19 protein-coding genes are annotated in these 18,909 nt (G+C 64.1%); 9 read left to right on the top strand and 10 right to left on the bottom strand.

Going from position 1 to position 18,909, the window contains the following annotated elements:
- Positions 1–172 precede the first annotated feature (172 nt).
- The 3 genes from GKC28_RS09800 to GKC28_RS09790 form a co-directional block, all read right to left on the bottom strand.
- Positions 173–691, bottom strand: coding sequence for a fasciclin domain-containing protein (locus GKC28_RS09800; protein WP_174146720.1), 519 nt, complete (start codon positions 689–691; stop codon positions 173–175).
- Positions 692–809: 118 nt separating this feature from the next.
- A complete protein-coding gene (locus GKC28_RS09795) occupies positions 810–1,787 on the bottom strand; it encodes an isopenicillin N synthase family oxygenase (RefSeq protein WP_174146719.1) in 978 nt (325 codons plus the stop codon).
- The gene (locus GKC28_RS09790) at positions 1,784–3,148 is read right to left on the bottom strand and encodes an FAD-dependent oxidoreductase (protein WP_174146718.1); all 1,365 of its coding nucleotides are present in this window, start codon (positions 3,146–3,148) and stop codon (positions 1,784–1,786) included. The genes GKC28_RS09795 and GKC28_RS09790 overlap by 4 nt, the downstream gene beginning before the upstream one ends.
- A 279-nt stretch (positions 3,149–3,427) precedes the next feature.
- On the opposite strand from GKC28_RS09790, the gene GKC28_RS09785 reads away from it, so the two are divergent.
- The 3 genes from GKC28_RS09785 (at position 3,428) to GKC28_RS09775 (ending at position 7,412) form a co-directional block, all read left to right on the top strand.
- Positions 3,428–5,029, top strand: a complete 1,602-nt coding sequence (locus tag GKC28_RS09785; protein WP_174146717.1) for a BCCT family transporter — start codon at positions 3,428–3,430, stop codon at positions 5,027–5,029.
- Between the two features lie 293 nt (positions 5,030–5,322).
- Entirely contained in the window at positions 5,323–6,678 is a 1,356-nt protein-coding gene (gene proS / locus GKC28_RS09780) for a proline--tRNA ligase (protein ID WP_174146716.1), read from the top strand.
- A 110-nt stretch (positions 6,679–6,788) separates the two neighbouring features.
- The gene (locus GKC28_RS09775) at positions 6,789–7,412 is read left to right on the top strand and encodes a GDSL-type esterase/lipase family protein (protein ID WP_174146715.1); all 624 of its coding nucleotides are present in this window, start codon (positions 6,789–6,791) and stop codon (positions 7,410–7,412) included.
- A gap of 14 nt (positions 7,413–7,426) precedes the next feature.
- Here the strand turns inward: GKC28_RS09775 and GKC28_RS09770 are convergent, their stop codons facing one another.
- Positions 7,427–7,915 (bottom strand): HPP family protein, encoded by a 489-nt coding sequence (locus GKC28_RS09770; RefSeq protein ID WP_174146714.1) that lies wholly within the window; start codon positions 7,913–7,915, stop codon positions 7,427–7,429.
- 299 nt (positions 7,916–8,214) lie between these two features.
- Here GKC28_RS09770 and GKC28_RS09765 point away from each other — a divergent pair, with 299 nt between their 5' ends.
- From GKC28_RS09765 to GKC28_RS09745, 5 genes are all read left to right on the top strand, one after another.
- A complete protein-coding gene (locus GKC28_RS09765) occupies positions 8,215–9,501 on the top strand; it encodes a lipoprotein-releasing ABC transporter permease subunit (protein ID WP_174146713.1) in 1,287 nt (428 codons plus the stop codon).
- The gene (locus tag GKC28_RS09760) at positions 9,494–10,177 is read left to right on the top strand and encodes an ABC transporter ATP-binding protein (RefSeq protein ID WP_174146712.1); all 684 of its coding nucleotides are present in this window, start codon (positions 9,494–9,496) and stop codon (positions 10,175–10,177) included. The genes GKC28_RS09765 and GKC28_RS09760 overlap by 8 nt, the downstream gene beginning before the upstream one ends.
- A 118-nt stretch (positions 10,178–10,295) precedes the next feature.
- Positions 10,296–10,928, top strand: a complete 633-nt coding sequence (locus GKC28_RS09755) for a DUF6869 domain-containing protein (RefSeq protein WP_174146711.1) — start codon at positions 10,296–10,298, stop codon at positions 10,926–10,928.
- A 211-nt stretch (positions 10,929–11,139) separates the two neighbouring features.
- Positions 11,140–11,460, top strand: coding sequence for a polymer-forming cytoskeletal protein (locus GKC28_RS09750; protein ID WP_174146710.1), 321 nt, complete (start codon positions 11,140–11,142; stop codon positions 11,458–11,460).
- 82 nt (positions 11,461–11,542) lie between these two features.
- Positions 11,543–11,884, top strand: coding sequence for a zinc ribbon domain-containing protein YjdM (locus GKC28_RS09745; RefSeq protein ID WP_174146709.1), 342 nt, complete (start codon positions 11,543–11,545; stop codon positions 11,882–11,884).
- A gap of 15 nt (positions 11,885–11,899) precedes the next feature.
- Here GKC28_RS09745 and GKC28_RS09740 read toward each other — a convergent pair whose 3' ends face one another.
- Positions 11,900–12,334: a DMT family transporter gene (locus GKC28_RS09740; RefSeq protein WP_174146708.1), complete on the bottom strand. Its 435-nt coding sequence runs from the start codon at positions 12,332–12,334 to the stop codon at positions 11,900–11,902.
- Between the two features lie 201 nt (positions 12,335–12,535).
- Between GKC28_RS09740 and GKC28_RS09735 the strand changes: the two genes are divergently transcribed.
- A complete protein-coding gene (locus GKC28_RS09735) occupies positions 12,536–13,213 on the top strand; it encodes a hypothetical protein (RefSeq protein ID WP_174146707.1) in 678 nt (225 codons plus the stop codon).
- Here the strand turns inward: GKC28_RS09735 and GKC28_RS09730 are convergent.
- The 5 genes from GKC28_RS09730 to parE form a co-directional block, all read right to left on the bottom strand.
- On the bottom strand, positions 13,194–13,874 hold the full coding sequence (locus tag GKC28_RS09730) for a hypothetical protein (RefSeq protein ID WP_174146706.1): 681 nt from the start codon (positions 13,872–13,874) through the stop codon (positions 13,194–13,196). The genes GKC28_RS09735 and GKC28_RS09730 overlap by 20 nt on opposite strands.
- Before the next feature lie 14 nt (positions 13,875–13,888).
- Positions 13,889–14,545 carry a DNA-3-methyladenine glycosylase I gene (locus GKC28_RS09725; protein WP_174146705.1) on the bottom strand — a complete coding sequence of 219 codons (657 nt, stop codon included), beginning with the start codon at positions 14,543–14,545 and terminating at the stop codon, positions 13,889–13,891.
- 28 nt (positions 14,546–14,573) lie between these two features.
- Positions 14,574–15,335 (bottom strand): hypothetical protein, encoded by a 762-nt coding sequence (locus GKC28_RS09720; RefSeq protein ID WP_174146704.1) that lies wholly within the window; start codon positions 15,333–15,335, stop codon positions 14,574–14,576.
- 1,034 nt (positions 15,336–16,369) lie between these two features.
- Entirely contained in the window at positions 16,370–16,660 is a 291-nt protein-coding gene (locus tag GKC28_RS09715; protein ID WP_174146703.1) for a CopG family transcriptional regulator, read from the bottom strand.
- A 260-nt stretch (positions 16,661–16,920) separates the two neighbouring features.
- Entirely contained in the window at positions 16,921–18,879 is a 1,959-nt protein-coding gene (gene parE / locus GKC28_RS09710) for a DNA topoisomerase IV subunit B (protein WP_174146702.1), read from the bottom strand.
- Between the last annotated feature and the right edge of the window lie 30 nt (positions 18,880–18,909).

Genomic DNA, 18,909 nt, shown 5'->3' with positions numbered 1-18,909 from the left:
GCAGCAGGGGCTTGCAAGGGGGCAGGGCGATTCCCCTGTGGGCAAGGCGGGGATAAGGCGGAAAAGGCCGGGGGCAACTGGGGGATGGCTTTGCCGCGAAGCGGCCGGGCAGCCATGCGAAGAAGCCCGGATCAAATTGATCCGGGCTCAGCTGCCGAGGGGGCGGGGCGCCTTAGTGGCAATCAGGCCGGGTGCCTGGCAGCAGAACCTTGTCCACCACATGGATCACGCCGTTGTCCGCCTGGATGTCGGCAATCACGACATTGGCGGAACTGCCGGTTCCATCGGCGATGCTGACACCTGCGGAGCTTTTGCTGATGCACAGCCGTTCGGAGGCCAGCACAGGTTTGAAGTAGGTGGAGCCGCTGGGAATCATCTCAGCCGTCAGCTTCCTGTCATCGACGTGATACAGCAGCACATTTGTCAGCTGGTCCTTGTTCTCGGGTTTCAGCAAGGTCTCCACCGTGCCTTCGGGAAGGGCGGCAAAGGCGTCGTTGACCGGTGCGTAGACGGTGAAGGGGCCGGGGCCTTGCAGGGTTTCAGCCAGACCGGCCGCTTTGACAGCTGCAACCAGGGTTGTGAAACGGTCGTCAGACGCCGCGATGTCGACAATCGTGTTAGCCGAGGCAACGCTGGAAAAGCTCAGAACGGCTGCGGCGGCACAAGCCGCGTGTTTGACTTTGGAAAGCATGGGAAGTCCTCTCTGCGAAAGCTGTGTTTGGCGTCATGACACGGGCATTACGGCGCCGGCAGGAGGATCGGATTATCCCGTTCACGCGTCCGTGAAGGGGCGTGAAGACATGGCTTCTTCAGCTGTGGATGGTGCCCAGCTCCGGCGTGTCGGCGCTGGCGCCTTCATCCGGCCAGTTGGTGCGCCAGATCTCTGCCGACCAATGGCCGCAATGCACCGCGGGGCGGTTGAACCCTTCGACCGGCGGCAGCAGCGGCTCGACCACCACGTCATGGCGCGGCACCGCGAAATAGGGGAAGGAGTAACGCTCCCGCCCGGATTTGTTCACCACCCGGTGCGGGGTGGAGACCAGCCGCCCGCCGGACCACAGATCCAGCATGTCGCCGATATTGACGACAAAGCCGCCGGGCGGGCAGTCCGGGGTGATCCAGCCGCCGTCGCGGGTCTGCACCTCGAGGCCCCCCACCGGGTCCGGCGCGATGATGGTCAGCGCGTCGGTGTCCTTGTGCGGGTGGATGCCAAAGCCGTCCTCCTCCGGCGCCTGCGGCGGGTAGTGCAGCAGCGACATGTTGGTGAGGGGCGTTTCGAAGGGCTCCTGAAACGCCGCCGGGTCCAGCCCCAGCCCCTCGGCCAGCGCGCCCAAGAGCAGGTGAAACACGCCGTCCAGTTCTGCCCAATAGCCGAGGATCACCTCGCGCGCCTCCGGCACCTCAACAGGCCAGCGGTTGGGGCCGTAGAGCGGGCAGGCGGCGCGGATCGGGTCGTCTGCCGCCACCTCATGGTGCAGCTTGTAGCCCTCGTATTTGTCCGCGGTCCCAGACCCGTCGTTCGGCGTGAAGAAGCCCAAGGGGATATAGCCGCGGTAACTCTCCCGCGTTATCGCCTGATCCCACTTGGATTTCTCGTCCACGGCAAAGATTGCCCGCACCACGTCCCGCACCGCCTCCACCGTTTCCTGCGCAACGCCGGTTCCGGTGACCGACAGGAAGCCGATGTCCTCAGCCGCCGCCAGAATGGCCTCGACGGTCTGCTGCCGCTGCGGATGGCTGGCCTCCCGCAGCGGTGTGATGTCGATGGTGGGGATGGCCTGCGTCAATGGATCCGCACCCCCTGGCGTTTCAGCTCGGCCTGCACGGCGGTGATGTCCACCGCGTCGAACTCGCAGCCCGACTTCACCGACAGCGCCGCGGCGATGCCCGCGCCCTGTCCCGCAACGGCGCAGCAGGCCATGTTGCGGGTGGCGGCATGGGCGATCCTGTCACCGCCGATGGCGCGGCCGGTGACCAAGAGGCCCTGAACGCCCTTGGGCAGCATCGAGCGGTAGGGGATCTGCATGTAGCGGCCGGTGGTCGGCAGGATCAGCACCCCGTAGCCGTCGATGAACTCCGGGTAGATGCCGATGGTGTCCTCGAACCGGCCCTGGTTGCGGGTCTCATCCTCGGTGATGTTATGATGCGCGTCGATCTTGCGGGTGTCGCGGATGCCGATGGTCATGCCGAAGTTGCGCAGCCGCGCACCCTCGCAGCCCGGCGTATAGGCGCGCAGCGCGTCAATCGCATGCATCGCCTGCTTGCGGCCCTCGATCTCGCCTCGGGTCATGCTGTCGGGGTCGGTGCCGTCGATGCCGGCCAGATGCACTAGGTTCATATAGGTCATTTCCCCTGAGTCATGCACCGCGCCCCAGGTGCCGCCAATGGTGTTGAGATGCGCCGGAATAACCCCGTCGCGGATGGCTTGCGAGAACGGCTTGGCCAGGAAGGGGGAGAACATCTCGTCCTCCTTGCCGGAGGTCTCCACCTGCCATTCGCCGGTCGACCAGTTGGCATAGGTCTGCGGATCGGCCTTCACGCCCTCCATGAACTTCTGCTTGTCGACGCCTGCGATGTTGAACATCACACTGGCGGCCTGCATCTGCTCCACCGGGGTCTTGACGCAAGGTGCGCCCATCATATGCGCAATGTCTGCGTCACCGGTGGCGTCGATCACCCGTTTCGCCAGCACCGCCTCGCGGCCCGCCTTGCTCTCGACGATGACGCCGGTGATGCGGCTGCCCTCACGGATCGGCGCCACGAACACCCGGTGCAGCATCGGGTGGATGCCAGCCTCCTCGACCAGCTTGTCCGCCACCAGCTTGAAGCCCTCGCTGTCCAGCTCATAGCTCAGCGACTGGCTCTCCGGCACCGCCGCGCCCATCGCCTTGGCGCGCTCCTCGAACTCCCAGCCGATGCCGCCGGCCTCCACCGTCTCCTCGTGGCGGTACCAGGCAAAGCCCTCGACGCCGACGGTGGTGATATTGCCGCCAAAGCAGCCGAAGCGGTCCATGAGCGTGACCTCGGCGCCTGCCCGCGCCGCGGCCAGCGCCGCCGCCAGCCCGCCGGGGCCGGAGCCCACGACCAGCACCTCGGTTTCATGGATCACCGGTATCTCGCGGGCCGGCTCGGTAATGGTTCTGGCCACGTCTCTCTCCCTAAGTCTTGCTGCCGTGTCCGGCGTTTCCGCTAACACTTTCGAATCTTGAATGGCGATTCAAGTTCTTTTGCGCCGTGATGCCGCAAAAACGACATCCGTCTGCAAATGCCGCATATGGCGGGGGCGATGACGCGTTTCTGCAGGTTCTCCGGCGCGGAAACACCTGCCGCCGGCCCCGGCAAAGCAGGAGCGGGATGCGCAAATTAGGAGATTTCCGAATTTAATGCGACACTTGGGGGTGAAATAACGAGTTGAAGGGGAGGCGTTATGCCAGAGTCAAAGAAAATGCTCGACCCGGATCCAAGGGTCTGGGACTTCGAGACTGAGTATGAGCTGGGACAGGACAATATCAGGCCGCTGGGCCTGGATATCCATAATCCTGTCTTCCTGATTTCCAGTATCCTGATCGCCGCATTCGTGCTGATCGCACTGGCCAACCAGGAGGCGGCGGCGGCCTTCTTCGGCTGGCTGCGGCCCTGGCTGACCAGCACCTTCGACTGGTTCCTGGTCTTGTCGGTGGACGCCATCACCCTGTTCTGCCTGGCGCTGATCATCCTGCCGGTCGGCTCGGTGCGGATCGGCGGCAAGGATGCCAGGCCGGACTATTCCTATCCCGGGTGGATTGCGATGATGTTCGCGGCCGGCATCGGCATCGGCCTGCTGTTCTTCGGCGTGCTCGAACCGGTCTACTACAACTTCTCCGAAGGCGGCGCTGCGCGGCCCCTGGGAATGGACATCAGTGAGCCGGGCAATGAATACATCGGCATCGTCGGCACCATCCACCATTGGGGGCTGGAGGCCTGGGCGGTCTATGCTGCTGTCGGGCTGTCGCTGGCGATCTTCTGCTACAACCTCGGCCTGCCGCTGACCCTGCGTTCTGCCTTCTACCCGATCCTGGGCGAGCGCGTCTGGGGCTGGTGGGGCCATGCCATCGACACGCTGGCGGTCTTTGCCACCCTGTTCGGCCTGACCACATCGCTGGGCCTGGGGGCGCAGCAGGTTGCGGCCGGCCTCTACGAGGTGTTCGGGATCGAGCCGTCCAACACGGTTGTTGTGCTGCTGATCATCGGCATTACAGCAATTGCGCTGGGCTCGGTGCTGATGGGCATGGATGCAGGCGTCAAGCGGCTGTCGGAAATCAATATGGTGATGGCGGTGGCACTGTTTGTCTTCGTGATCCTGACGACCGGCATTGTCGCCGCGGTGACGCGCTATTTCAGCGTGATGGTGGACTACGTGCAGCTGCTGCCTGCGCTGTCGAACCCGTTCGGCCGCGAGGACACCAGCTTCTTCCACGGCTGGACCACCTTCTACTGGGCCTGGTGGATTGCCTGGTCGCCCTTTGTCGGCATGTTCATCGCCCGCATCTCCAAGGGCCGCACGGTGCGCGAATTCGTGCTGTGCGCGCTGATCGCGCCCACAGCCGTTTGCGCGCTGTGGATGTCGACCTTCGGCGGCGGCGCCATTGACATGCTGAACGCCGGCGGCGCCGAGGGCGTCAAGGCGACGGTGATCGACAGCTACAAGCCCGAGGGTGCGCTGTTCGGCTTCCTGTCGGAATTGCCGCTCTATTCGATCGTTGCGCCCATCTCGCTGGTGCTGATCGTGATCTTCTTCGTGACCTCATCGGACTCCGGCTCGCTGGTGATCGACACCATCACCGCCGGCGGCAAGATGGACGCCCCGGTGATCCAGCGCGTGTTCTGGTGCACGCTGGAGGGGCTGGTCGCCATCGCGCTCTTGCTCGGCGGCGGGCTGTCGGCGCTGCAGGGCGCGGCGGTCTCGACCGGCATCCCGTTCACGCTGGTGGTGCTGATGATGTGCTACTGCCTGTGGCTGGCGCTGCGGGCTGAGCGGGCGAAGATGTAAGAGGCCAGTGCTGCGGGCGGGATTGCCGCCCGCAGAGACACTCTCTTGCAAAGAGGCCGCGACACAAGGCCCGAGCCTGACCTTGGGAGGGCGCGAATGCGCCTCCCCGGGGGGAAGGTCAGGCGCGGGCCGTGCCGCTGCACGCCACGTCCCAAGGGATACAAGCTGATGCGGTGATCCGGAGCACAGGGTTCAATACGGGGCGAACAGGGACTTGATCCACCTCTTGCCCGCATCCCCATCACCCACTAAACCGGGCGGGAACTCGAACCCACATCACCGATGGAGCCAAGATGCGCCTGTCCCGCTATTTTCTGCCGGTTCTGAAAGAGAACCCCTCGGAAGCCCAGATCGTCAGCCACCGGCTGATGCTGCGCGCCGGGATGATCAAGCAATCCGCCGCCGGGATCTATTCCTGGCTGCCCTTGGGCTTCAAGGTGCTGAAGAAGATCGAAAGCATCGTCCATGACGAGCAGATCCGCGCGGGCCATATCCCGATGCAGATGCCGACCATGCAGTCAGCCGACCTGTGGCGCGAGTCGGGCCGCTACGAGGCTTACGGCCAGGAGATGCTGCGGGTGAAGGACCGGCATGACCGCGACATGCTGTTCACCCCCACCGCCGAAGAGCTGATCACCGACATCTTCCGCGCCCATGTCAGCAGCTACAAGGACCTGCCGCTGACCATGTACCAGATCCAGTGGAAATTCCGCGACGAGATCCGCCCGCGTTTCGGCGTGATGCGCGGCCGCGAATTCTACATGAAGGACGGCTACAACTTCGACCTGACCAAGGAAGACGCGCTGCACGCCTACAACCGCCACCTGGTCAGCTACCTGCGCACCTATGAGCGCATGGGCCTGCAGGCGATCCCGATGCGCGCCGACTCCGGCCCCATCGGCGGCGACGACACCCATGAATTCCTGGTGCTGGCCGATACCGGCGAGTCCGAGGTCTTCTATGACAGCGCCGTCACCGATCTGACCTTCGGCGACCGCGAGATCGATTATGACAGCGTCGAGCAGTGCCAGGCGGTGCTGGAAGAATTCACCTCCAAATACGCCCGCACCGACGAGACCCACGACGAGGCGCTGTTCAACCAGATCCCCGAGGAGCGCCGCCGGGTGGCCCGCGGCATTGAGGTCGGCCAGATCTTCTATTTCGGCACCAAGTATTCCGACGCAATGGGCGCCACCGTGCAAGGTCCGGACGGCAAGAACGTGCCGGTCCACATGGGCTCCCACGGCATTGGCGTCTCCCGCCTGCTGGGCGCGATCATCGAGGCCAGCCACGACGACAAGGGCATCATCTGGCCCGAAGGCGTGACCCCGTTCCACTGCGGTATCGTCAACCTCAAGCAGGGCGACGACGAGGCGGACGCCGCCTGCAACCAGCTCTACGCGGCGCTGACCGCGGCCGGTCTGGACCCGCTCTATGACGACCGCAACGAGCGCGCGGGCGGCAAGTTCGCCACCATGGACCTGATCGGTTTGCCCTGGCGCATCACCGTCGGCCCGCGGGGCCTGAAGAACGGCGTGGTGGAGCTGACCTCCCGCCGCACCGGCGAGAGCGAGGAGCTGTCCCCGGAAGAGGCGGTGAAGAAGGTGGTCGAGGTCTACAAGGCCCACCCCACCGGCCGCGGCTTCTGAGCTTCGCGGCGCAACTGTCTGAAAAACATGGAAAGGGGGCCGGGCGGCTCCCTTTTTTCTTGCCCGAACCCGCCGTCCGCCGCAGGGTGCCCGAAACGGGAGGATACGGAATGAAACAGATCCTGGCTTTTGGCGACAGCCTGACCTGGGGCAGCGACCCGCACAGCGGTGGGCGGCATTCCTATGGCGACCGCTGGCCGGCGGCGCTGGGCGAAGGCCTGGCGGATGCGGTGGTCTTTGCGGAAGGCTTGCGCGGGCGCACCACAATTCACGCGCGCCACTCCGCCTGCGTGGAGATGCGCGGCGATGCGGTGCTGCCCGTGCTGCTGCACAGCCATGCGCCGCTGGACCTGGCGGTGATCATGCTGGGCACCAATGACATTTACGAAGGCCATCCCAGCTATCTGATCCGCGACGGGCTGGAACGGCTGGTGGAGATCATCCGCCACCACCCCTGGCGGCTGCCGCAGCCCGCGGTGCCGCAGGTGCTGCTGGTCTCGCCGCCGCCGATGAGCCTGTGCGATGATCCCGACATCACGCCTCAGATGGTGGCGCAGTCCGAGGCGCTGGCAGGGGTGATCGAGCCGCTGGCGGACCGCCTGGGCTGCGGTTACTTCGATGCGGCGCAGGTGGCGCGGGCCTCCGCCGCCGATGGCTATCACCTGGAGGCGGCGGATTCGCGGTCCCTGGGCGAGGCGCTGCGGGCGCCGGTGACGGCGATGCTGGCGCTCTGACCGCGTGGCCGCGGTCAGCCGTGTTTCAGCGGGTATTCATGGCCCGACACACGGTGGAACAGCGCGGCAATCGCCACCAGCGCGACGGCGCCGGTCAGCACCGGGAACAGCAGGAATGCTATTCCGGGGTCGGTGGCAAAGACCACCAGCGGGTCGGCGCCGGCGGGCGGATGCGTCAGCCGCAGCGCCGCCATCAGGGCGATCGACAGCCCCACGGCCAGCGCCAGCGCCCACCAGCTGTCCGGCAGCAGCGCGTTCAGCGCCAGCGCGACTGCGGTGGCCAGCACATGGCCGCCGACGACATGCGCGGGCTGCGACAGCGGGCTGGCGGGCACCGAGAACAGGAGCACGCAGCTGGCCCCGAAGGGTGCCATCAGCAGCAGCAGATTGGCGTGGGTGGTCAGCAGCGACAGCACCGCAATCGCCAGAAAGGCGCCGAGCCCCGCGGTGATCACCGTGCGCGGTGACGGATTCGGCAGCGCGCGTTTGAAATACCTGTCCATATCGACTTCACCCTTGTCTGCAACCGGAACCGGCCCGTTACAGCCTTACCGCCGGGCGGAGGCAAGGGAATAGGCAAATACGGCATGTCACATTGCGGTGACGTCAGGCGGATCAGTTGCCCCCGGCGCCCAAGAGTTTTCAAAAACTCCCGGCAAATCCTTTCAGAAAGGATTTGCAGCGCCGCGCCGGCCGGATCCAGCTGCCGTCGGCGGATAATCGGGCGGATATGCAACCACACCTTGACCCCGGGCGCTAGGCAGCACAGTTTGCAGGCAAAATTTCCGGGCAGGACCCCTCTATGGCCTCGACACCACCGCCGTTTTCACGTTTCGAATGGATCATCGCCTGGCGTTACTTGCGCGCCCGCAAGGCCGAGGGCGGGGTCAGCGTGATGACCTGGATCAGCCTGATCGGCATCACCCTGGCGGTGTTTGCGCTGATTGCCACGCTGGCGGTGCGCTCCGGCTTCCGCTCGGAGTTTGTCGGCACCATTCTGGGCGCCAATGCCCATGTCACCGTCTATTCCTATGGCGAGGTGAATGTGGCCGGAGTGCTGGACCGTTCGCTGAAGGACTACGAGGCACTGGCGGAGAAGGTCGCTTCGGTGCCAGGCGTCATCCGCGCGGCACCGCTGGTCAAGGGGCAGGTGATGGCCAACCTGCGCGACCGCAATGCAGGCGTCGAGGTGTTCGGCATCTCCGCCAAGGACATCCAGGGCATCCCCGGCGTTGCGCAAAGCGAAGAAGCCGTGGGCGACCTGTCGCGCTTCGAGGAGGGGATCGCCATCGGCTCCGGCGTGGCACGGGAGCTGGGGGTGTCGGTCGGCGACAAGATCAAGCTGATTTCCCCCAATGGCGTCAAAACCGCCTTTGGCACCAGCCCGCGGGTCAATGCCTATGAGGTGGTTTATGTCTTCACCGCCGGGCGCTGGGACATCGACCGCACCCGGGTTTATCTGCCCTTTGCCGAGGCGCAGAGCTTCTTCAATCGCGAGGGTGTCGCAGATGAGATCGAGGTGATGGTGGAAGACCCTGAAAACGTGGATCAAATCGCCCTGCCGATCCTGACCGCGGCGGGCGGCGTGGCAGGTGTCTGGACCTGGCGCGATGCCTCCGGCGGATTCCTGCGCGCCCTGGAGGTCGAGGACAACGTGATGTTCATCATCCTGTCGATCCTGGTGCTGATCGCGGCAATGAACATCGTCTCCGGCCTCATTATGCTGGTCAAGAACAAGGGCCGCGACATCGGCATCCTGCGCACCATCGGCCTCAGCGAAGGGTCCGTCATGCGGGTGTTCTTCATCTGCGGCGCCTTCACCGGCGTCCTCGGCACCCTCTGCGGCGTGGTGCTGGGCTGCCTGTTCGCACTTTATATCGACCCGATCTTCTCCTTCGTGAACTACGTCATGGGCGGCGGCGTCTGGGACCCGTCGATCCGCGGCATCTATGCACTGCCCGCCGAGCTGCGGCTGGCGGATGTGGTCTCGGCCACCGCGCTGTCGCTGGGGCTGTCGTTCTTCGTGACCATTTTCCCGGCCCGCCGCGCGGCGCGCCTGAACCCGGTGGAGGCGCTGCGCTATGAGTGAGATCACGCTGGAACTGAAGGGGATCACCAAATCCTACCTGAAAGGCACGCCGGGGCAGGTGGATGTGCTGCGCGGCGCCGATCTGAGCCTGCAGGCGGGTGAGGTGGTGGCGCTGGTCGCGCCCTCGGGCGCGGGCAAGTCAACGCTCTTGCATATCGCTGGCCTGCTGGACACGCCGGACGCGGGCGAGGTGCGGGTTGCGGGCGAGGACGTGACCCGTAAGGGCGACCGCCGCCGCACCCGGGTGCGCCGCCAGGAGGTCGGGTTTGTCTACCAGTTCCACCACCTGCTGCCGGAGTTCACCGCGCTGGAAAACATCGTGCTGCCGCAGCTGGCCAATGGCGCCGGACAGAAGGCAGCGGTGGCACGGGCAGCGGATCTCTTGGGCACCGTGGGGCTGTCGGGCCGCGCCGATCACCGCCCGGCGGCGCTGTCGGGCGGCGAGCAGCAGCGGGTTGCGTTCTGCCGGGCGCTGGCCAACAGCCCGCGAGTGCTGCTGGCGGATGAGCCGACTGGGAACCTCGACCCTGGCACCTCCGACCAGGTGTTTGCGGCGCTGATGGAGCTGGTGCGCGGCACGGGGTTGTCGGCGCTGATTGCCACCCACAACCTGGAGCTGGCAGCGCGGATGGACCGGCAGGTGAAACTGGAGAACGGGCTGCTGGTGCCGGTTTAGCGCCGGGAGGCCGCTGCGCCTTGACTGGCGGCCTCAACAGTTTAAAGCTGCGGATACTGTGAATGGGCGGCCATTATTCGGTGCGCCATAGAAAACGTGGTGATAGCCACGGGTATTTTTGTCATCAAAATCACTGACTGCAGAAGAGCTGCTGGCCGTTTACTGGCTGCGCAGCGAGGAACTGAACCTCCAAGACCAGGACACGCTTGAGAAGCTCCGGTCATTTGTCCGGCAGCGAAAGTTGCAAGTCACAAATCAAGTGCTCGAAAATGCCTGTGATTATCTTCATTCGGGGCTTTCTAAAGGCGATGTGGAGCAATGGATTGTCTTCATCTGCTTTTGGGCGAACCCGAACGCGTTGTGGAATTTCACTATCGATGCAATGGCTGCCGCGGAGAATGACGACGATCTTGGACGGATTGCTGTTGGACTGGCAGAGCACATCCTCGCACACTATGGCTCGATGATGCCATATTTTGAAGCGCGGGCCTCTGTTGATCCTGATTTCAAACGCATGCTCACTGGTGTCTGGCGGCATCGGATGAGCGATGATGTCTGGATGCGTTTGCGGGCACTGCAAGCAGAGGTTCCGAATCCGTTGGGAAACATGATCCCGCTTGAGAAGGGCGTGGAACATATGGCGCATAGCCTCAAACCGGATGACCGTGCAAACGATGACAAGGGCCGGTACCAGCGGGACAACACGGGGGAATGGCAGGTTGCCAGGAGGATAAAGCGTCAAATGAATTAGTCCGGTCCGCCGGCATTCAAACAAAGCCCGGAACAAAGCGCGCAACGCCGCCGTTTCCACAGCCGGAATAGGCGGCAAGGGCCGGGCAAGACGGCGAAACCTTGCCGGCGGATGCTTCGCGGCTTTGGCCCGGGGCGGCGGTTTGCTAACAACTGTTCAAATTTGCCCGGGCGGGCTAGGCTGTCCGGGGATGCGCAGAAAGGGCTGAGACGTGGTGAATTCGGTAATCGAGAAGGATGTAACGGTTGAAGGCAATATCACCTCCAGCAAAGGCAGCGTCGAGGTCAGGGGCCGGGTTGTGGGCGATGTATCGGCGCTGGCGGTGACGGTGCTGGAAGGCGGTACCGTCGATGGTGCCCTCAGCGCGAAATCGGTCACCGTGGAAGGCGCCTACAGCGGCAAGATCCAGTGCGAGGATCTGCGTCTGGCGGCCAGCTCGCAGGTGCAGGCGGATGTTTCGGCGCAGACCATGTCCACCGAAAACGGCGCCCAGCTGCAGGGCAATATCAAGGTCAGCGGCAAGACGGGCTGAGCCTGGGCAGCGGCCGCGGTTCCGCCGCGAACCGGCATTTTCCGTCTGGCACAAACCCGGTTTGCAGGCTAATTGCGTGCGCATGACTGATACGATGCCGCCGTGCCCCGAATGCGCCTCTGCCTATACCTATCAGGTGGATGCCCTGCTGATCTGCCCAGAATGCGCCTATGAATGGGCGGCGGGAGAGGCCGGGGGCGAGGGCAAGGAAGTGCGCGACAGCGTCGGCAATGTGCTGGCTGACGGCGACACGGTGACGGTGATCAAGGACCTGAAGCTGAAAGGCACGTCCTCAGTGATCAAGGTCGGCACCAAGGTGCGCGGCATCCGGCTGGTGGACGGCGATCACGATATCGACTGCAAGGTGCCGGGGGTCGGGCCGATCGGGCTGAAATCGCAGTTCGTGAAGAAGGTCTCCGGCTAGGGCACGGCCTGCGGCTCAGGCCATCTGGGTGATCCAGACCCCCAGCGCCATCACCGAAATGCCGGCCGCGCGGGTCAGGGTCAGCGGGCTGACCTGGGCGCCGAACAGGCCGAAATGGTCGATGGCAGCGGCAGAGATCAGCTGGCCGATCAGCACGAAGAACACCGCGTTGCCAACGCCGAAATGCGGCGCCACATAGGTGATCGACAAGACGTAGAAGGCGACCAGAACGCCCGCCAGGAACAGGTGCTTGGGCGCGGCGGGGATCTTGGACAGGGCCTGCGGGCCCGCCACCAGCGCATAGAGCACGGTGGCAATCAGCGCGATCAGGAACAGCACTACGGCGGCAGAGGCGGGGGAGCCGATCAGTTTGCCCAGGGCGGCGTTCAGCGCGGCCAGCACCGGAATGCCGAGGCCCGCGGCCAGCATGATGAGGGCGTATTGGGTCATGTGGCGGCTCCTGTTGTTCGGCTTGGGATTTGTGGCCGGACTTCCGGTGAAAAGACAAGCGCTACGTTGCGGCGCCGGTGAACGGCGCCTGCATCCGGGACTGCCGCACGCAGGCGGCCTGTTTTTATAGTTGCGAATGACTCGCAATTGCATGTAAGGGGCCGGTATGATCTGAAATCCATGAATCCGCCAGAGGTCCCAATGCCGCTTTCCAGCCTTCCCAGCCTGTTTCTTGATGATCCCGCGGAAACCGCCAGAACCGGCCTCAGGTTCCTGCATTTCATCGGCCTTGCCGCAGGGCTGGGCAGTGCCACGCTGCTGGACCTGCTGCTGTTGCGGTTCTTCCTGCGGGGGGAGGTGAGTGGGGAGCGTGTTGCAATCTTCGAATTCGCGTCCGGGGTGGTCGATGCCGGATTGAAGCTGCTTTGGCTGACCGGGTTCGGCTTCCTGCTGCTTTACGCGCTGACCGACCCGGTGAAACTGGAAAATCCGAAGGTTCATGCCAAGCTCCTTGTGGTTTGCATCCTGACATTGAACGGGCTGTTTATCCATGCGGTGATCCTGCCGCATTTGCGCAGGCAGGCCGGGCGGGCGCTGTTTGAGGGCATGGGGCATGTGCAGCGGACGCTGTTTGCGGCCTCGGGCGCGGTTTCGGCGGTGTCCTGGTACCTGCCGGTGGCCCTGGGCGCGTTCCCGCAGCTGAATTTCACGCTTCCCGCGGCGCAGATCCTGACGGGGTACCTGCTGCTGGTCGCGGCGATGACGGCCCTGACTGCCGCCGCGGCCGGGCTGCTGTCCCGGCGCCTGGCGGTGCAGGCCGGCCAGGCGGCAGAGCAGGGGGATGCGGAACTGCGCTCAGTCAGTCGCAAATCCCATTGAGGCTGGCATCCTTCCAGGGCAGGTAGACATCGCTCTCGCGGCTTTGCGGCAGCGGGCTGACCGGCATGGCAGCGGAGAGCATCCGGTGCAGCCGCTGGGTGCGGGCGGCCTGCGGGGCCAGGGCGCGGCAGCAGACGTATTCCTCGATGATGGCGCCCTGCTGTTCGAACCCGTAGCTGAGGAAGCCGGGATCGCCCTCCAGGTCGAACAGATAGGGGTCGCGGTCCTGGCCGTGCTCTGCCGCGGCGCGCAGCGGTGAATAGCCGGTCTGCCGGCGGTTCTGCCATTGCCAGACATGCGTCGCCTCATGCGCCAGCAGCATCGCCTCCACCAGGTGCAGCCGGTCCGGGTATTCCGGCAGGTAATTGTCCAGGTACCAGTCGCGGGTGAAGAAGATGCGGTTGAACAGGGCGACGGCGGCGGGTTTGGAGGTGACGATCTCCTCCTTGACCGGCGGCAGGATGCGCTCGCGGCAGGTGACGCGCGGGCGCGGCATCCGGCGGAAGGTGACAGCACCCAGCGGCGCGCCGTTCACGATGCGGACCTTGTCCGGGTTCAGGCTGGTGCCGTGCAGGGTGCCGAGATAGCTGCGCTCGGTTTCCGTCAGCGGGCGGCCGCAGGCGGCGAGGAGAAACAGGGCGAGGAGCAGGCAGCGGATCATGCGCAGGCCCCGCCTCAGCAGCTCATCGCCAGCACGCGGCTGATTTCGGTGAGCGAGCGGCCGGATTGCTCCATCCATTCGTTGAACGCGGCCTGCACCGCCTTCAGCGCGGTCTTAGAGGCGGCGGGCTTGTCGATCACGCCTTCTGCGATGAGGCGCGCAGTGACGTCCTGGCTGAGGATGAAACTGTCGCGGCCGGCAAAGCGCATGGCGTATTGGCCGGTCATGCCGCCGAGGCGGGCGCCGCGTTTTTTCAGCATCTCCAGGAGCCCGATGTAGTCGGATGAGGGCCAGCCGCCCAGCACTTGTCCGGCGCCGCCCTGGTCGCGCAGCTCCATCAGGAAGGCGGCATTGGCGCGGACGGTGGCGAGCTTGGCACCATTGCGGACCACGCGGGTGTCGCTGAGGATCCGGTCGAATTCATCCTCTGGCATGAACGCGCAGGGGCCGGGGTCGAAGCCGTGAAAGACCTCCTCGAACCCGTCCCATTTGGCCTCGATCACTTTCCAGTTGAAGCCCGCCTGGAAGATGCATTTGGTCATGGTCGAGAGCCAGCGGTCCTCCGGCAGCTCTGTCACCTTGGGGTCGGGTCTGGTGAGCTTTTCCTCCAGCATCTCCGGCCCGCCGTGGCGGTCTGCGGAAATGGCGTAGATCTCGTCGAAGCTGCGCATAGGGCTGTCCTGTTGGGGTCTGGTCAGGTTAGCGGCGCTCGCGCAGCTCGACAATGGATTTGCCGAGGCGGAAGGGGGCGGCGAAGCTGACGAGGCAGAGCGCGATGATCTGCAGCACCAGGATATGGGCGTTGTCCTGCAGGTATTCCCATTCCTCCTTGAGCTTCGCCACATGGGCGATGAGGTCGTCATAGGCGCGGGCGATGATCAGGAAATCGCCTGCAATGGCAGGCACCTTGCGGCGCATGGTGTCGACGGCGGCCTGTGTCGGGTCGTCGAGCGCGGTGAAGACCAGGAAAGCCTCCGGGTCGAAGGCGCTGGCCTGGGCCTCCATGTCCTTCTTTTCCCCCCTGCCGCCGCGGCTGCCGAACAGGAAGCTGAGGCCCTGCAAGGGCGCGACCTCGTCCGTCACCGCGATGAACAGCGGCAGTTCGGCGTTGCCCGCGGTGGAGGCGGAGAGGAATTCGACCTTTTCGCACAAGACCGCGATGTCCGCGTCATAGGCGGGGTCGCAGAATCGCAGGCGGAAGCGGGCGGCGTCGCGGTCGAAGGCGGCGGTGGCGGCATAGGCGATGTCGATCTGGCGTTCGAGCTTGGATGAGTCGGTGGCGTAGATGCCGGAGATCACCGCGACCAGCGCGCCGAAGCCGCCGAGGACCACCCAGACGAGGTCCGCCAGTTTCCAGGCGCGGTGGCCCGCCGGTTTGCGGAACAGGAAGGCGGTGCCGATCAGTCCTGCAAAGAAGAACATCAGGAGCAGGGGCAGCTGGTTGTCCGCGATAAAGGCCATGGCTGTTTCCCTGCTGTGATCGGCTGGCCTAACCATAAGAAGGGACAGCGGTTTCAGGCAACAGCCCTCACGAAGCTGTCACCGGATGCGCGGGATTGGCCGGGCGGGATTGTGTCCCTGTCCGGTGGGTTGTGTGGGGCCGGTCGGCCGTTTTGCTGTTTGGCCGTGATGTGCTGGCCGGTTAAGAGGTGGCGGCGCCGCCAAGGGCCCGGAGGGGCCAGAGGCGGAGGGCCGGGCAGGGGAACGCAAACCCCCATGTCCGCTCGAAAGCTCTCGTGTTGCGGAGAACCCCTGCACCCGATGAAGAGGTGGTCTTGGGGGCTCCCGTATCTCCTGTGGTGCGGGGTGTCAGTCCGCACCGGTGTGTCGCGACGGATTGGAGTATGGCAGGCCGGGGTTAAGGGCGCGGAAGCGGGGCGTGCGGTGGTTTGGGGTTTGGCGCAACGGGGGTGCGGCGGCGTAGGGTGGGCGATTCCGCCCACCGTTTGGCGGGGTTTGGTGGGGAGACCGGGGAATGGTGGGCAGATTGCCCACCCTACAGGGTTTGTCCCCTGACCAGACCGCTTGCGGCCCGGTCTGCGCCTGCCTGCCCCCCGGCAGCCGCAGGCCTGTCGTGGGGTGCCTTCGGCGAGAGTATTTGCGCAAAGGTGAAATGGGGGCGGTGTGCACCTTTGGGACGTGGCGCTTGCGGCACGGCCCGCGCCTGACCTTCCCCCCGGGAAGGCGCTTTACGCCTCCCCAAGGTCAGGCGCGGGCCTTGTGGTGCGGGAGGGAAGCAGGAAAGCGCGCCTTGGGCTCCGCCCGTTCAGGCCTGAAACGCTCCCCCGGAGCGTTTTCGAGACGGCCTTCACTCCCCCCCCGGGAAGGCGCTTCACGCCTCCCCAAGGTCAGGTGCGGGCCTTGTGGTGCAGAGCGGATAGCTTGCGAAAGGTTCTCATTTTTTGGCTCAAATAACTGGAGTGTTCCTTATCTGGTGTTTTAAGGAATGTGTAAGGCGCAAAAAATAAGTCTTAAAGCGCTATGAGGCATATTTTTTATTTCTTGGTTTCGTGCGCGCCAATAAATTCAGGGATTTCTTCCAAAGTGGAAACAGTAGCGATTGCATCTTTCACATCAAGAAGCTGATCATTGCTAAAACAGCTAGGAGTCCTCGGGTTGGGTCGTGCAAGTAAGCTGTTTTCACTCCAGTCGGGTGACATAACCGTCTGTTCAACGATCAATCGCAGTATGTTACTTCGAGACACCCCTATTTTTTGAGCTAGCTTGTCAATTTTATAGACCGCATCTTCAGAGAGAGTGAGTGACATCCTTTGCGTCTTATTCATCAGGTTTGTCCTTCAGGAGATTAAGAAGTGACCATAAGGCATATAGGCCGAAGAACAATATGCCTAACTGCCCCATTTGCGTTCCACTTAACGGCAACCAGATAGGCTTGAATAGATCTTCGACAATATTGAGTAAAAGCGCCAAAGACATGGCGATTGCTAAACAAGTGCTCATGACATACCCCAAACTAGTAGTTAGGGATACAGTACCATAGGTTGGTTAAGAGAAGATTAATTCTGCACCACTTTCACCAACCCCCTCAAACATCCAGCTCCTCCACGAACTTCGCGTTTTCCTGAATGTACTGGAAGCGGAGCTCGGGTTTCTTGCCCATCAGGCGCTCGACCAGGTCGCCGGTCTCGCCGGGCTCGTCCTCGTCGATGGTGACGCGGATCAGCTTGCGGGTCGCCGGGTCCATCGTGGTCTCCTTCAGGTCCTTGGCGTCCATTTCGCCAAGACCCTTGAAGCGGGAGACGTCGATCTTGCCCTTGCCGCCCAGGCCCTTCTCCAGCCATTTGTCGCGCTCGGCCTCGTCCAGGCAGTAGACGCGCTTGGCGCCTTGGGTCAGGCGGAACAGCGGCGGGCAGGCGAGGTAGAGGTGGCCGCCGTCAATGAGCGGGCGCATCTGGGTGAAGAAGAAGGTCATCAGCAGCGACGCGATATGGGCGCCGTCGACGTCCGCGTCGGTCATGATGATGATCTTGTCATAGCGCAGGTCATCAAGGTTGAACTTGGTGCCAAGGCCGACGCCAAGCGCCTCGCAGAGGTCGTTGATCTCGGCGTTTGAGCCGAGTTTGTTGGAGGCGGCGCCAAGGACGTTCAGGATCTTGCCCTTCAAGGGCAGCAGCGCCTGGTTGGTGCGGTTGCGCGCGCCCTTGCCGGAGCCGCCCGCGGAGTCGCCCTCGACAATGAACAGCTCGGTGCCGGAGCGGTCCTTGGAGGTGCAGTCGGTCAGTTTGCCGGGCAGGCGCAGCTTCTTGGTGGCGGATTTGCGCTGGGTCTCTTTCTCCTGCTTGCGGCGCAGGCGTTCCTCGGCGCGCAGGATCAGGAAGTCGAGGATGGCGCCCGCGGATTTGGTGTCGGCCGCCAGCCAGTTGTCGAAATGGTCGCGGACCGAGTTTTCCACCATCTTGTTGGCGGCCTCGGTCGACAGGCGGTCCTTGGTCTGGCCGACAAAAGCCGGGTCGGCGATGAAGCAGGAGACCAGCGCGCAGCCGCCCGCCATCAGGTCGTCGCGGGTGATCTGGGCGGCCTTCTTGTTGCTGACCAGTTCGCCATAGGCCTTGATGCCCTTGAGGATCGCGGCCCAGAAGCCGGTGACATGGGTGCCGCCCTCCGGCGTCGGGACGGTGTTACAGTAGGACTGGGTGAAGCCGTCGCGCGAGGGCGTCCAGTTGATCGCCCATTCAACATAGCCCGGCTCGCCGAATTTCTCGCGGAACTCAACCTTGCCGGCAAAGGGCTGGTCTGCGTAGACGGAGGATTTTCCAAGGACTTCGGTGAGGTAGTCCTTGAGGCCGCCGGGGAAGTGGAAGGTGGCCTCAGTCGGGGTTTCGCCGTCGTCGATTTCGGATTTCCAGCGGATCTCGACGCCGGAGAACAGGTAGGCCTTGGAGCGCACCAGGGTGAACAGGCGCTTGGGCTTGAAGCGGTGGTGGCCGAAGATCTGCTCGTCGGCGTGGAAGGTCACGAAGGTGCCGCGCTTGTTGGGGGCGGCGCCGATTTTCTCCACCGGGCCGAGGGGCAGGCCGCGGGAGAAGCGCTGTTCGAACAGCTCCTTGTTCTTGGCCACTTGCACGACCATGGAATCCGACAGCGCGTTCACCACCGAGGAGCCGACGCCGTGCAGGCCGCCCGAAGTCTGATAGGCCTTGCCGGAGAATTTGCCGCCCGCGTGCAGGGTGCAGAGGATCACCTCAAGCGCCGATTTGTCCGGGAACTTGGGGTGCGGGTCGATCGGGATGCCGCGGCCGTTGTCGGAGATGGTGACGGCGTAGTCGGAATGCAGCGTCACCTCGATCCGGTTGGCGTGGCCGGCGACGGCCTCGTCCATGGAGTTGTCGAGGATCTCGGCTACCATGTGGTGCAGCGCGCGCTCATCGGTGCCGCCGATATACATGCCGGGGCGCTGGCGGACCGGTTCGAGGCCTTCCAGAACCTCGATGGAGGACGCGTCATAAGTCTCAGAAGCGGGCGTGCTGAGGAGGTCGTCGGCCATGTGCGGGAGCTGCTCTTCCTTGGTGTTGAT

It is taken from the genome of Leisingera sp. ANG59 (genome assembly GCF_013317235.1).
GTDB lineage: Bacteria > Pseudomonadota > Alphaproteobacteria > Rhodobacterales > Rhodobacteraceae > Leisingera.
Note: the sequence above shows the minus strand (reverse complement) of the source record. Positions and strands in the feature narration are given on the sequence as shown.

Bases quoted from the DNA above. Each gene is read 5' to 3' on its own strand.
- GKC28_RS09730 (WP_174146706.1), bottom strand. From the start codon at position 13,874: ATGATCCGCTGCCTGCTCCTCGCCCTGTTTCTCCTCGCCGCCTGCGGC.
- GKC28_RS09765 (WP_174146713.1), top strand. From the start codon at position 8,215: ATGGCCTCGACACCACCGCCGTTTTCACGTTTCGAATGGATCATCGCC.
- GKC28_RS09725 (WP_174146705.1), bottom strand. From the start codon at position 14,545: ATGCGCAGCTTCGACGAGATCTACGCCATTTCCGCAGACCGCCACGGC.
- GKC28_RS09760 (WP_174146712.1), top strand. From the start codon at position 9,494: ATGAGTGAGATCACGCTGGAACTGAAGGGGATCACCAAATCCTACCTG.
- GKC28_RS09800 (WP_174146720.1), bottom strand. From the start codon at position 691: ATGCTTTCCAAAGTCAAACACGCGGCTTGTGCCGCCGCAGCCGTTCTG.
- GKC28_RS09775 (WP_174146715.1), top strand. From the start codon at position 6,789: ATGAAACAGATCCTGGCTTTTGGCGACAGCCTGACCTGGGGCAGCGAC.
- GKC28_RS09785 (WP_174146717.1), top strand. From the start codon at position 3,428: ATGCCAGAGTCAAAGAAAATGCTCGACCCGGATCCAAGGGTCTGGGAC.
- parE (WP_174146702.1), bottom strand. From the start codon at position 18,879: ATGGCCGACGACCTCCTCAGCACGCCCGCTTCTGAGACTTATGACGCG.
- GKC28_RS09745 (WP_174146709.1), top strand. From the start codon at position 11,543: ATGACTGATACGATGCCGCCGTGCCCCGAATGCGCCTCTGCCTATACC.
- GKC28_RS09770 (WP_174146714.1), bottom strand. From the start codon at position 7,915: ATGGACAGGTATTTCAAACGCGCGCTGCCGAATCCGTCACCGCGCACG.
- GKC28_RS09740 (WP_174146708.1), bottom strand. From the start codon at position 12,334: ATGACCCAATACGCCCTCATCATGCTGGCCGCGGGCCTCGGCATTCCG.
- GKC28_RS09720 (WP_174146704.1), bottom strand. From the start codon at position 15,335: ATGGCCTTTATCGCGGACAACCAGCTGCCCCTGCTCCTGATGTTCTTC.
- GKC28_RS09735 (WP_174146707.1), top strand. From the start codon at position 12,536: ATGCCGCTTTCCAGCCTTCCCAGCCTGTTTCTTGATGATCCCGCGGAA.
- proS (WP_174146716.1), top strand. From the start codon at position 5,323: ATGCGCCTGTCCCGCTATTTTCTGCCGGTTCTGAAAGAGAACCCCTCG.
- GKC28_RS09715 (WP_174146703.1), bottom strand. From the start codon at position 16,660: ATGAATAAGACGCAAAGGATGTCACTCACTCTCTCTGAAGATGCGGTC.